This window comes from Streptomyces sp. ICBB 8177 (assembly GCF_003144095.1).
Taxonomy (GTDB): Bacteria; Actinomycetota; Actinomycetes; order Streptomycetales; family Streptomycetaceae; genus Streptantibioticus_D.
Genome location: NZ_NSKH01000024.1, coordinates 214,988 through 227,719 on the forward strand (window position 1 = coordinate 214,988; position 12,732 = coordinate 227,719).

Sequence of the window (12,732 nt, forward strand, 5' to 3'; positions counted from 1 at the left end):
GCGGGTGAAGCGAGCGGCCGGGGGGCCGAGCGTCCGAATGGCACGGAATGGCCGGGGGGCCGAGATGAGTACGACACAGCGCACGCCGCACACACGGCAGGCCGAGCAGGTGGAGCGGTCCGGGCCGCCCGCGCCGTGGCGGTCGGCCGGTGAGCATCCGGCGGACCACCCGGCACTGCGCAGGACCGGCAGGCTCCCCGAGCCACCGGTGGCTCTACCGCAGCCTTCGGTCCCGGTGCCCCAGCCGTCGAGCGCCGTGCCGAGGCCACCGTCCGCGATCCCCCGGGCGGCACCGGACGGCCCGCGTGCGGCACCGGATGCCTCGCGCGCCGCACCGCTCAGCGCCGCGCCGAATGCCCTGCGCACCGCACCGCCCGGCGCCGCGCGGCCGCGGGCCGCCCGCCCGGGAGGATGCCCACCGGCCCACCCGGCCCACCCGGCACCGCCCGGCCTGACCGTGCCGTCCGGCGTCCACGGCGAGGCGGCACCGGAAGAGGGGGACGGGGCACGGGAGCTGAGAGAGCCCGAGAGGTCGAAGGGACAGGAGCCAGGACGGCCCGAAGGGTCGAAGGAGCCGAAGGGGCAGCCCTTCCGGCTCCCCGAGTTCTACATGCCGTACCCGGCCCGGCTGAACCCGCACCTGGAGGAGGCCCGCCGCCACACCAAGGAGTGGGCGCGCGGCATGGGCATGCTGGAGGGCTCCGGCGTCTGGGACGAGCGCGACCTCGACGCCCACGACTACGCGCTGCTGTGCGCGTACACCCATCCCGACTGCTCGGCCGCCGAACTCTCCCTGGTCACCGACTGGTACGTGTGGGTCTTCTTCTTCGACGACCACTTCCTGGAGGTCTTCAAGCGCCCCCAGGACCGCGAGGGCGGCAAGCGCTACCTCGACCGGCTGCCCGCCTTCATGCCCATGGACCTGTCGGCCGGCATGCCGGAGCCGGCCAACCCCGTCGAGGCGGGCCTCGCCGACCTGTGGGCCCGCACCGTGCCCGACATGTCGCTGGACTGGCGGGCCCGGTTCGCCGAGAGCACCGAGAACCTGCTCAACGAGTCCCTGTGGGAACTGTCCAACATCAACGCCGACCGGATCGCCAACCCGGTCGAGTACATCGAGATGCGCCGGAAGGTCGGCGGCGCGCCCTGGTCGGCGGGACTGGTCGAGCACGCGACGGCCGAGGTGCCCGCCCGGGTGGCCCGCTCCCGTCCGCTGCTGGTGCTGCGCGACACCTTCTCCGACGGGGTCCACCTGCGCAACGACCTGTTCTCCTACCAGCGTGAGGTGGAGGACGAGGGCGAGCTGAGCAACGGCGTGCTGGTGCTGGAGAAGTTCCTCGGCTGCTCCACGCAGGAGTCCGCCGAGGCGGTCAACGACCTGCTCACCTCACGGCTGCACCAGTTCGAGAACACCGTCCTGACCGAACTCGGCCCGCTCTTCGCCGAGTTCGGCCTCGACCCGGCCGAGTGCGCCGCCGTGCTGGCCTACGTCAAGGGGCTCCAGGACTGGCAGTCCGGCGGCCACGAGTGGCACATGCGCTCCAGCCGTTACATGAACGGCACCGACGGCACCGCCGCGTCCGGCTTCTCGGCGTCGTCGGCCACGCCCGCCGGATCGGGCGGGGCCCCGCCGCTGACGAGGAACGGCTTCCCGTTCCTGCCCGTGGGGTTGGGCACGAGCGCGGCGGACCTGGGGCTGACCACCGGACGCCGGATCGAGGCGGCGCGGGCGCGGCGGTTCAGCCACGTGCCGCACCAGCGCGTCGGGCCGTCGCTGCTGCCGGACTTCGACATGCCGTTCCCGCTTTCCCTGAGCCCGCACCTGAAGGCGTCGCGGCGCGGCACGGTGGAGTGGTGCGAACGGATGGGGATGCTGGGACCGCAGCCGGGGGTGCCGCACTCGCACGTGTGGGACGCGCGCCGGTGCGCCGACATCGACCTGCCGCTGTGCGCCGCGGGCATCCACCCGGACGCCTCGCCGGAGGAACTCGACCTGTCCTCGCACTGGTTGGCGTGGGGCACCTACGGCGACGACTACTACCCGGTGGTCTTCGGCCGCACCCGGGACTTCGCCGGGGCCAAGGTCTGCACCGACCGGCTGCGGGACTTCATGCCGCTGGACTCCGCGTCGACGCCGGTACCGCTGAACGCGCTCGAACGCGGCCTGGCCGACCTGTGGTCGCGCACGGCGGGCCCGATGGAGCCGGAGGCCCGGCAGTCGTTCCGCACGGCCATCGAGGACATGCTCGACAGCTGGCTGTGGGAGTTGCACAACCAGGCCCTCAATCGCGTCCCCGATCCGGTGGACTACATCGAGATGCGCCGCAAGACCTTCGGCTCGGACCTGACGATGAGCCTGTGCCGGCTGGCGCACGGCAGGCGGGTGCCGCCCGAGGTCTACCGCAGCGGCCCGATGCGCTCGCTGGAGAACGCGGCCGCCGACTACGCGTGCCTGCTCAACGACGTCTTCTCGTACCAGAAGGAGATCGAGTTCGAGGGCGAGGTGCACAACGGCGTGCTGGTCGTGCAGGACTTCTTCGACTGCGACTACCCGACCGCGCTCGGCATCGTCGACGACCTGATGAAGGGACGGATGCGGCAGTTCCAGCACGTCGCCCAGCACGAACTGCCCGTACTGTACGAGGACTTCGGTCTCGACGCCGAGACACGCGGCATTCTCGACGGCTACGTGCACGAGCTGGAGAACTGGCTGGCCGGCATCCTCAACTGGCACCGGGGATGCGTGCGTTACCGCGAGGAGGACCTGCTGGGACTGCTCGCCCCGGCCGATCCGGTGGGCGGGCCGAGGGGCCTGGGCATGTCGGCCGCACGCGTCGGGGCGCCGGCCGCTCCGCTGGTCCAGGCGCTGGCCGCTCCGCTGGTCCAGGCGCCGACCGCACGGCTCGTTCCGGCGTCGGCCTCACGGCACGTCCCGGTCTCGGCCATACGCCGCTGACGCCGCCCCGGCGCGCCTACTCGGCGGGCTCGGCGGACTTCGCGGGGCTCGCGGACTTCGCCGCCTTGGCCGCGCGCTTGGCCTCCTGCTTGAAGGCGCGCACCTTGGCGAGCGACTCGGGTCCTGTGATGTCGGCGGCCGAGCGGTACGAGCCGTGCTCGCCGTAGGGTCCGGCCGCCTCGCGCCAGCCGGGCGGGGTCACGCCGTACTGCTTGCCCAGCAGCGCCAGGAAGATCTGCGCCTTCTGCCTGCCGAAGCCGGGCAGGGCGTTGAGCCTGGCGAGCAGGTCCCTGCCGGAGGCGGCGTCGCGCCAGACGGCGGCGGCGTCGCCGTCGTAGTGCTCGACGAGGTACTGGCACAGCTGCTGCACGCGCTTGGCCATCGAGCCCGGGTAGCGGTGCACCGCGGGCTTGGCGGAGAGCAGGGCGGCGAACGCCTCGGGGTCTTCGGCGGCGATGCGGTGCGCGTCCAGGTCGTCGTCGCCGAGCCGGCGGGCGATGGTGTACGGGCCGGAGAACGCCCACTCCATCGGCACCTGCTGGTCCAGCAGCATGCCGGTGAGCGCCGCCAGCGGGCTGCGGCCGAGCAGCGCGTCCGCGGCGGGGTCCTGGGCGAGGTGGATCGTGTGGTTCATACCGCCGATGATCCCCTCGCCCGGGCCCCGCCGCAGCCGCTGCGGCGGTCGGCGCGGCGGTCAGCCGACGTTCAGCGCGGTGTCGTCGATGACGAACGAGGTCTGCTTCTGCGAGTCCTCGGTGCCGGTGAACCTCACGGTGACCGTCTGGCCCGCGTAGCCGCTCAGGTCGAAGGTGCGCTGGGTGTAGCCGCTCGCCGCGTTCAGGTTCGAGTACGTGGCGAGGGTGCCCAGCACGCTGCCGGAGCTGTTGACCACCTGGGCCTTGAGGGTGTCGTACGCGGTCGAGGAGGTGGTCTCCGCGGTGTCGATGTGCAGCCAGAAGGACAGGCTCGCCGAGCAGCCGGACGGAATGGTGACCGTCTGCGCGAGCGTCGCGGTGTTGGCGTCGCCGTAGCCGTTGAGCCAGGCCTTGTAGGAGCCGGAGTGGGCGGGCTCCTTGCTGCTGTTGGTGATGACGCCGCTGGTGGCCGTCCAGCCCGTGTTGCCGGACTCGAAGCCGGGGTTGGCGAGCAGCTGGCCGGAGGAGCAGGTGCCCCCACCGCCGGTCGTGGTGCCGCCGGTCGTCGTCCCGCCCGTGGTCGTGCCACCGGTCGTGGTCCCGCCCGTGGTCGTGCCACCGGTCGAGGTACCGCCGGTCGTCGTCCCGCCGCCGCCGGTCGCACCGGAGAGCCAGGCGGTGGCGTTCAGGGCCAGGGCGGCGTTGCTGGCGGTGTTCCAGCCGTCGTACAGCGTCTTGCCGGACTCGCCGGTTCCGTCGTCGATGGTCGAGCTGTCGCCCCAGATCGCCACCCGGCCGGAGCCGAAGGTGGAGGTGGCGAAGAACGCGCCGGTGTCACCGCTGTAACCGGTGCGGTAGACCAGGCCCTTGACCGAGGAGTTGTCGGACGGCTTGAGGGTGAAGGTCGTGCCGTCGTTGATGGAGCTTCCGGCCACCGCGCCGAACGGGCCGTTGAGCACCGGGTCGCTGGGGTCGCTGATCGCCTTGGGGCTGTCGGAGCTGATGTCGAGCAGGTCGACGGAGAACCCGAACGGGTCGGAGGAGTCGACGCTGTTGTTGGTCATCAGGTCGTTGATGATCTTCGGCGAGTCGGCGCCGTCGTTGTTGCGGTCGCTGCCGTTGTGGTCGGAGATCAGGAAGAGCCCGCCGCCGTTGCGCACGAACTCCATCAGCGCGGTCTTCTCCGCCGAGGTGAGCAGGATGTTGGGCTCGGGCAGGACGAAGGCGTCGAAGTTCTTCAGGTCCAGCGCGCCGGAGGTGCCGTAGGTGATGCTGTCGCCGGACGGCAGGGTGTCGAGCGTGTAGTCGCCGGTCTTCTGGAGGGCGACGCCCCAGGAGGAGATGGCGCCGGTCCAGTCCGTCTCCTTGGTGGGGTCGGGGTTCTGGGCCGTCGGGTCCGGCTGGCTGGTGCTGATGATCCAGTCGGCGTTGCCGGCCGTCTCCGCCTTGGTGTCGTCGAACAGCACGCGGCGGGTGCCGCTGGAGGCGGCGGGCCTGGCGGCCGTGCCGTCCGTGTGGGCTCTCGACGCCGCCTGTGCCGCGAGGCTGGTGCGCGGGGTCGCCGCGTCGGCCTGCTGCACGGCCGCGCAGGCGGCGGCCACGGCCACGGCGGCCAGCGCGCCGACGACGCGCCGGGAGGGTCGAGCCGGTCGAGCCGGTCGGGCCGTGGGTCTGATGGGTCCGGGCATCCGTCATACCTTCCGTGTGGGGTGGTAGGTGGCGGTGCGGGTGCGAAGGGGATTCTTCGCGCGTAGAACGTGGGGTGGGCTGCCCCGCGTCGACGAGCGGGTGAAACGTACATGACAATCTGCCCACGGGACAACGCTTCCGCACCCACCCCACAGGTTCGGCGGCAGGCCCCGCGGGGGCGAGGAGCGGCCCCCTCCGGGGCGAGGCGGGCCGGACGCGGCCGGACCCACCCGGCCCGCGCTACGCCGTCGTCGGAGGGTCGGTCGCGGCGAGCGGGAGGCTGACCCGGAAGACCGCGCCGCTGCCCGGGGCGGTCTCCAGGTCCACCCGGCCGTGGTGGGCGGTGACCAGCGCGGAGACGATGGCCAGACCAAGACCCGCGCCGCCGCCCTCCTGGCGGCTGCGGGAGGCGTCGACCCGGTAGAAGCGCTCGAAGACCCGGGCCGCCTGTTGCGGCGTCAGCCCCGGCCCCTCGTCGGCGACCTCCAGCACGCCGCGGCCGGCCACCGTACCCACTCCGATCCGCACCGGCGTGCCCTTCGGGGTGTGCGCGACGGCGTTGCCGACCAGGTTGGCGATCACCTGCCGCAGCCGTGCCTCGTCGCCCAGCACGAGGGCGGGACCGGGCGGGGCGCCGTCGCCGCCGGGGCCGGTCAGGGCGACCGGGCGGGTCGCGTCCAGCGCGGTCGTGTCGTGCAGCGCGTCGGCGGCCAGGGTGCGCAGGTCCATCGGGGCCAGTTGCAGGGGGCGTTGCTCGTCCATCCGGGCCAGCGTCAGCAGGTCCTCGACCAGCCCGCCCATCCGCACCGCCTCGCTCTCGATGCGGGCCATCGTGCGCTTGACGTCCGCCTCCTCGCTGAGCGCGCCCATGCGGTACAGCTCGGCGAAGCCGCGTATCCCGGCGAGCGGCGTGCGCAGCTCGTGGCTGGCGTCGGCGACGAACCGCCGCATCCGGTCCTCGGACTCGGCACGGGCGGCGAACGCGGACTCGATCTGCGCCAGCATCCCGTTCAGGGCGCTGGACAGGCGTCCGGCCTCGGTGCGCGGGGAGGCCTCGGGCATCCGGTGCGACAGCGGGCGCCCGGCGGCGATCTCGGCGGCCGTCGCCTCGATCCTGCGCAGCGGCCCGAGCCCCGCCCGTACCGCGAACCAGCCCGCGATCCCCAGCAGCGCCACGACGACCGCGCCGATCAGCAGGAACGCGGTGTGCAGACGCGAGGTCGTGGTGGTCACGTCGTCAAGTGAGGAGGCCACGACGACCCCGGCGGGCAGCCCGGTGGGTTCCTGCGCGGCGGCGGCCCCCACGGCGGCGTGACCCGACGCCTGAGGCGACGACGAGACCCCCGGCGACCCCGATGTCACCGCTGACGACGCCGACGCGTTCGACCCGTTCTCCGCCGCGCCGGAGGCCGCCGCGCCGAAGCCGGTCCCCCCTGAGGTGCCCGCGCCGCCGGGGGCCGTGGTCGCGTCCACCGGCAGGATCAGCACCCGCCAGCTGCCACCGCCGTGGTCGCTCGGCACGTCGAACGGCGCGTCCATGTGCGCCTTGAGCTGCGCCGCGTCCATCGTGGGCCACAGAGGGCGCGGGTCCCCGGCGGCGACCGGGTCGCGCAGTTGCTCGGCGATGCCGCCGTCCGCCGCGGCGAAGGCGACCACGTACTGGCTGGGCAGCCAGGCGCGCCCGCCGTCGCCGCGCACCCTCGGCTCGGGCACGCCCTCGACGGCGAGCCGGCGCGCAAGCGGCCGTCCGAAGCGCTCCAGCTGCTGGTCGACGCGCTGCACCAGCTTGCCCTGCACCGAGCCCAGCACCACCGTGTCGCTCACCGTCAGCCCCAGCGCGGCCAGCGCCAGCGACAGCAGCACCAACCGGGAACGCAGCGACAGCGCGGACGGCCGCGACGACGCGAGCAGCCGGCCCGCCTTCCGGCCGAGCAGCCCCAGCACGCCCGCCGAGCGGGGCGCCCGTACCGTTGACGCCGTCACCGCGTCAGCCCTGCGGCTTGCGCAGCACGTAGCCGATGCCGCGCACGGTGTGGATGAGCTTGGGCGCGCCGCCGTCGCCGGAGTCGACCTTGCGGCGCAGGTAGGAGATGTACGACTCGACGATGCTCAGGTCGCCGCCGAAGTCGTAGGCCCACACGTGGTCGAGGATCTGCGGCTTGGACACCACCCGGCCCGCGTTGGCCATCAGGTACTCCAGCAGCTTGAACTCGGTCGGCGACAGCGACACCGGCCGGCCGCCGCGCAGCACCTGATGGCCCACCGGGTCCAGTTCCAGGTCGCCGACCACCAGCGTGCCGTCCTCCTCCGGCCCGCCGGTGCGGCGCAGGATGGCCCGGATGCGGGCGATCAGCTCCTCCAGGCTGAACGGCTTGGTGACGTAGTCGTCGCCGCCCGCGGTCAGCCCGGAGACCTTGTCCTCCACGCCGTCCTTGGCGGTAAGGAAGATCACCGGGAGCCGGTCGCGGGCCGCCGCCGCGCTCCTGCCGTACGCGCCGGACTCCTCACGCAGCCGCCGCACCACCGCGAAGCCGTCCATGTCGGGCAGCATCACGTCCAGCACGACCAGGTCGGGCCGCTCCTTGGCGACCGCCGCGAGCGCCTCGTTCCCCGAGGCCGCCGAGGCGACCTTGAACCCGGCGAAGCGCAGGGAGGCGGAGAGCAGTTCCCTGATGTTGGGTTCGTCGTCCACGACCAGCAGGCTGGCCTCGGGTGCGGATGCGTCCATGGTCGTTGCGGCCCCTGGGGAGATTGCGGGCGTGGGTCGCGCGCGGTCGGTACGGGCGAGCGCACGGTACGCCCGCAGTCTTTGGAATCCCTGAGACGTCCTCGGTGCCTGCGACGTCCATACCTGAAACGTCGCGTCAGCCGTTGCCGCCGCCGGAGGCACCGGCGCCCGTGCCGCCCCCACCGCCGAAGCCGCCACCACCGAACCCACCACCGCCGAAGCCGGTGCTCGCGCCCTCGGTGACCGTCGTCGCCGCGATGTCGCCGGAGGAGTCCTGGGTGCCGCGCACGGTGACGGTCTGGCCGGGCTGGAGGTCGGACGTCCTGCCCGGCTTCGCCTCGGTCACCTGGGTGGACTTGCCGGTGGTGACCTTCACGATGTCGCCCTGGGCGTCGGTCACGTAGATCGTGCTGCCGTCGACCAGCTTCACCGTGCCCATGGTCAGGCCGGAGCCGGAACCGGAGCCGCTTCGGCCGGCGCCCGCGGAGGCACCGCTCCCGCCGAAGCGGCCCGCCGCACCGTAGGCACCCGTGCCGCTGCCGGTGCCCGTCGCTCCGCGCGCCCCGGCGGCGAACGTGCCGCCCGCGTGCCCGGAGCCGTTCAGATCGCTCTTCTCCACCAGCGCGCCGCCCGCGAACGCCAGCGCGGCGACCACCGCGCCGGACAGCGCCAGCGTCAGCCACGGCAGCTTGCGGCGCGGCGGCGCGGCCAGTTCGGCGGAGATGTCGCGGGCGTCCGGCGGCTCGGCGAGGACCGACTCCGGGTCGGTGACCGGCTCGACCGCGGTGGCGACCACGCCCGCGTCGTCCATCGTGGCGAGCACGGCGGTGGGCTCTCCCCCGGTTTCGTTCCTGGGTTCGTCCCTGGATTCGTCCCTGGGTTCGTCGAGCAAGGTGTCGGACGGCGCCGGGTGGTGGGCGTCCGCCTTCACGAGATCGGTGCGGCGTCGGGCCATGTCCGGTTCTCCTGTCCGTACGGGAGTCGAGTCGTCGAGTCGTGAGGAAGGGATGGAGGGGTGGTGGTCGCAGGCCTGCGGCGGCGCCGCTACTCGTGCCGCAGTGCCTCGATCGGCCGCAGGCTCGCCGCCCGGTTGGCGGGGTAGCTGCCGAAGAACAGCCCGATCGCGACGGCGATGGCGAACGCGCCGACCACCGACTCCGGGATGACCACCGGCGTGATGCCCACGATCTTGAAGCGGGAGCCGAGCAGGCCCACGGCCACACCGAGTCCGCCGCCGATCAGCGACAGCAGCGTCGACTCGGCGAGGAACTGGCCGAGGATGACGCCCTTGGGCGCGCCGATCGCCTTGCGGATGCCGATCTCACGGGTCCGTTCTGCGACGGTGACCAGCATGATGTTGGTGATGCCGATGCCGCCGACCAGCAGCGAGATCGCGGCGACCGCGCCCAGCAGCACGGTGAACGTCTGGTTGGTGGACGCCTGCGTGGTCAGCAGCGACGCCTGGTTGCTGACCTGGAAGTCCAGCGCGGTCGGGTCGCTGATGCCGTGCTGGCCCATCAGCACCGTGGTGATCTCGTTCTGCGCGGCGGTCGTCGCGGAGGCCGACTTCGCCTCGACCAGGATCTGGTTGAGCGAACCGAAGCCGGTGAACGCGTTCTGCACGGTCGGCAGCGGCGCGACCACCACGTCGTCCGGGTCCTGGAACCCGGTGCCGCCCTTGGTCTCCAGGACGCCGACCACGGTGAACGGCGTGCCGCCGAGCACCATCTGCTTGCCGACCGGGTTCACCGTGCCGAACACGTCGGTGGCCGTGGTCGAGCCGATCACCGCGACCTTGCGGGAGCCCAGCACGTCGTCGTCGCTGAAGTAGTCGCCCTTGGCGACCTTGCTGTTGGACGCCTCGAAGTAGGCCGGGTAGGTGCCGACGACCTGGCTGACGGTGTGCGAGGTGCCCTGGTAGACCGCGGTCTGCGAGGTGGTGACCTCGGGCGCGACCGACTCGATGTCCGGCGCCTGCTTCGGGTCGGCCAGCGCCTTGGCGTCGTCCACGGTCAGCGGCTTGATCGTGGTCGCGGTGGACTGGCCGCCGAAGCCGCCGCCGGAGGTGACGGTCAGCGAGTTGGTGCCCAGCTTCTCGATGGAGTCCTTGACCGCCTGCGACGAGCCGTTGCCCACCGCCAGCAGCAGGATGACCGCGGCGACACCGATGAGCACCCCGAGCATGGTCAGCGCGGAACGCACCTTGTTCGCCGCCAGGCCCGCCACGGCGAACCGCAGCGTCTGCAACGGATTCATCGCCCGCCTCCCGGGGCCGCCGCGAAGGCGGCGGGATCACGCAGCGCGGGCGGTGGTCCGTCCACCGGCGCCTGCCGTACGTCGTCCACCACGCGGCCGTCGACCAGCCGCAGCACCCGCTTGGCGTGCCGGGCCACCTCGTCCTCGTGGGTGATCAACACGACCGTGCGGCCGGACGCGTTGAGCCGGTCGATGATGGCCAGCACCTCCTCGGTGCTGCGGCTGTCGAGGTTGCCGGTCGGCTCGTCGGCCAGCAGCATCGCGGGCGCGGTGACCAGGGCGCGGGCGACCGCCACGCGCTGCTGCTGGCCGCCGGACAGCTCGTTGGGGCGGTGGTCCATCCGGTCGCCGAGACCCACCAGGGTCAGCGCCGCCTCGGCCCGCCGCCGGCGTTCCGCGGACCTCACCCCGGCGTACGCCAGCGGCAGTTCGACCTGGTCGAGCGCGGGAGTGCGCGGGATCAGGTTGAACGACTGGAAGACGAAGCCGATCTTTCGGTTGCGCACCAGCGACAACTGGTGCTCGTCCAGCCCGCCGACGTCGATGCCGTCCAGCAGGTAGCGGCCGTGGCTGGGCACGTCGAGACAGCCGAGGATGTTCATCAGCGTCGACTTGCCCGAGCCCGAACTTCCCATCACCGCCACGAAGTCGCCCTGCTCGACGGACAGGTCGACGCCGAGCGGCTCGCCGCCCTCCGGGTCGTCCGGGCCCTTCAGGGCGTGGACGGACGCCTCGCCGTGCCCGTACACCTTGCGCAGCGCGCGTACCTCGATGACCGGCGGCGGGCCCCAAGGGCCTTGCGCGTCAAGGGAGTCGGGGACAGAGGCGGGCGCGGGCCCCGCGTCCGCGCCCCGGCGGCGCTGCCGCGCGGACCCGATCATCCGCGGCCCCCGCCACCGGACCGGATCCCGCCGCCGGTGCGCCCGCCACCGAAGCCGCCACGGCTGCCGCCACCGCCCAGACCGCCGGGGAACGAGCCGCTGGGGAAGCCGTTGCTGCCGGTCGAGGCGACCGAGGCGATCTGCACCGTCTCGCCCTGCGTCAGGCCGCTGGTGATCTGGTCGTCGGTGTCGCCCTCGACGCCCACGGTGACGTCGACCCGCTGCGTGGAGCCGTCCGCCTTGACGACGGTCACCGTGCGGTCGGTGCCGGTGCCGCTGACCGCGGCGGTCGGCACGTACAGGGCGCCGGACGCCTCGCCGGTGACGACCTGGACGGTCGCGCTCATGCCGGTGCGCAGGTTCGCGGTGGAGCTGGTGATGGCCAGGGTGGCCGCGTACTGGACGGCGCTGCCGGAGCTGCTGCCGCCCCCGCCGCCTCCCGAGCCGGAACCGCTGCTGACCGGGAGCGAACTGACCGACACCATTTTCGCGTTGAGGGTGGTGCCGGACTCCGCGTTGAGGCTGACGGTGGCCGCCTGGCCGGGCTTGACCTTGAGCGCGTCGGTCTCGGAGAAGTCCGCGGTGACCTCCATGCCGGTCGGGTTGGTGATGACCACGAAGCCGGTGGGGGCGGAGGACGAGGAGGAGCTGGAGGACGAGCCGCTGCTCGCGTTGCCGCTGCCTGAGCCGCTGGAGCCGCTTGAGCCGCTTGAGCCCGACACCGTGTCGCCGACCTTGCCGGCCACCGAGGCGACGGTGCCGCCGACCGGGGCCGTGAGCACGGTGCCGTCCACGGCGCGCTGCGCGGCGTCCACCGCGTCCTGCGCCTGGGTGACGCTCGCCTCGGCCTGCGCGAGTTGCGCGGGGTCGACGGTGGTGGTCAAGGCGGCGTCGGTGGCGGTGGCGGTCGTGGTGCCGCTCGTCAGGTAGGAGGAGTCACGGGCCCCGCCGCCGTTCGAGCCACCGTTGGAGCCGCCGTTCGAACCACCGGAACCCGTTGAACCGGATCCGGACCCGGAGGTGGTTGTGGTGCTCTCCCCCTCCTCGACCTTGGTCAGATTGGCCTGGGCGGCGGTGAGGTTGGCCTCGTCCTCGCTGAGCGTCTCGTTCGCGGAGGTCGGGTCGACCTTGGCGAGCGTCTCGCCCTTGGTGACCTTGTCGCCGGGCTTGACGTCGACCTCGGTGAGCGTGCCGCCCGTGGTGAAGTCGACGCCCGCGTCGGTGGGCGACGTCAGCGATCCGGAACCGGAGACCGTGGCCAGCACGGTCCCCTTGGCAACGGTCGCGGTACGCGTGCTCGTGTGCGCGGAACCGCCGCCGCCGCTGTTCACCGCCGCGTAGGAACCGGCGGCGGCAGCGAGGAGCACCACGCCGAGCACCGAGTTCATCAGGACGGCCCTGCGCCGCCGTGGGAGCACCTTCATGCCGCGCATCCTGACCGCCCGCTCCAGTGAACCCCTGGGAGCGATCTGGGAGTTCGCTGGCAGCGCGAGCGCGTGCGTGCGACACGAGGGCGGGGGCGGAACGGTTGATACAGGGAGCAACCCCACTCGACGAACCGGCGCCGCCCCGGCACGATTCCCAGGA

9 protein-coding genes are annotated in these 12,732 nt (G+C 72.8%); 1 reads left to right on the forward strand and 8 read right to left on the reverse strand.

Going from position 1 to position 12,732, the window contains the following annotated elements; translation table 11 throughout:
• The first annotated feature begins 64 nt into the window (after positions 1–64).
• Positions 65–2,956, forward strand: a complete 2,892-nt coding sequence (locus CK485_RS29205) for a family 2 encapsulin nanocompartment cargo protein terpene cyclase (RefSeq protein WP_275124693.1) — start codon at positions 65–67, stop codon at positions 2,954–2,956.
• Positions 2,957–2,972: 16 nt separating this feature from the next.
• Here the strand turns inward: CK485_RS29205 and CK485_RS27230 are convergent, their stop codons facing one another.
• The 8 genes from CK485_RS27230 to CK485_RS27270 all read right to left on the reverse strand — a co-directional run bounded on the left by CK485_RS27230 (position 2,973) and on the right by CK485_RS27270 (position 12,569).
• On the reverse strand, positions 2,973–3,590 hold the full coding sequence (locus tag CK485_RS27230; RefSeq protein ID WP_109454590.1) for an HhH-GPD-type base excision DNA repair protein: 618 nt from the start codon (positions 3,588–3,590) through the stop codon (positions 2,973–2,975).
• Positions 3,591–3,650: 60 nt separating this feature from the next.
• A complete protein-coding gene (locus CK485_RS27235) occupies positions 3,651–5,279 on the reverse strand; it encodes a hydrolase (RefSeq protein WP_109454591.1) in 1,629 nt (542 codons plus the stop codon).
• A gap of 241 nt (positions 5,280–5,520) precedes the next feature.
• Positions 5,521–7,263 (reverse strand): HAMP domain-containing sensor histidine kinase, encoded by a 1,743-nt coding sequence (locus CK485_RS27240; RefSeq protein ID WP_241968639.1) that lies wholly within the window; start codon positions 7,261–7,263, stop codon positions 5,521–5,523.
• Between the two features lie 4 nt (positions 7,264–7,267).
• Positions 7,268–8,008: a response regulator transcription factor gene (locus tag CK485_RS27245; RefSeq protein WP_109454592.1), complete on the reverse strand. Its 741-nt coding sequence runs from the start codon at positions 8,006–8,008 to the stop codon at positions 7,268–7,270.
• 136 nt (positions 8,009–8,144) lie between these two features.
• Positions 8,145–8,963, reverse strand: coding sequence for a hypothetical protein (locus tag CK485_RS29210; RefSeq protein ID WP_199239543.1), 819 nt, complete (start codon positions 8,961–8,963; stop codon positions 8,145–8,147).
• Positions 8,964–9,052: 89 nt separating this feature from the next.
• The gene (locus tag CK485_RS27260) at positions 9,053–10,264 is read right to left on the reverse strand and encodes an ABC transporter permease (RefSeq protein ID WP_109454593.1); all 1,212 of its coding nucleotides are present in this window, start codon (positions 10,262–10,264) and stop codon (positions 9,053–9,055) included.
• Positions 10,261–11,145, reverse strand: a complete 885-nt coding sequence (locus CK485_RS27265; protein WP_109454594.1) for an ABC transporter ATP-binding protein — start codon at positions 11,143–11,145, stop codon at positions 10,261–10,263. The genes CK485_RS27260 and CK485_RS27265 overlap by 4 nt, the downstream gene beginning before the upstream one ends.
• On the reverse strand, positions 11,142–12,569 hold the full coding sequence (locus tag CK485_RS27270; protein ID WP_109454595.1) for a hypothetical protein: 1,428 nt from the start codon (positions 12,567–12,569) through the stop codon (positions 11,142–11,144). The genes CK485_RS27265 and CK485_RS27270 overlap by 4 nt, the downstream gene beginning before the upstream one ends.
• Positions 12,570–12,732: the final 163 nt, after the last annotated feature.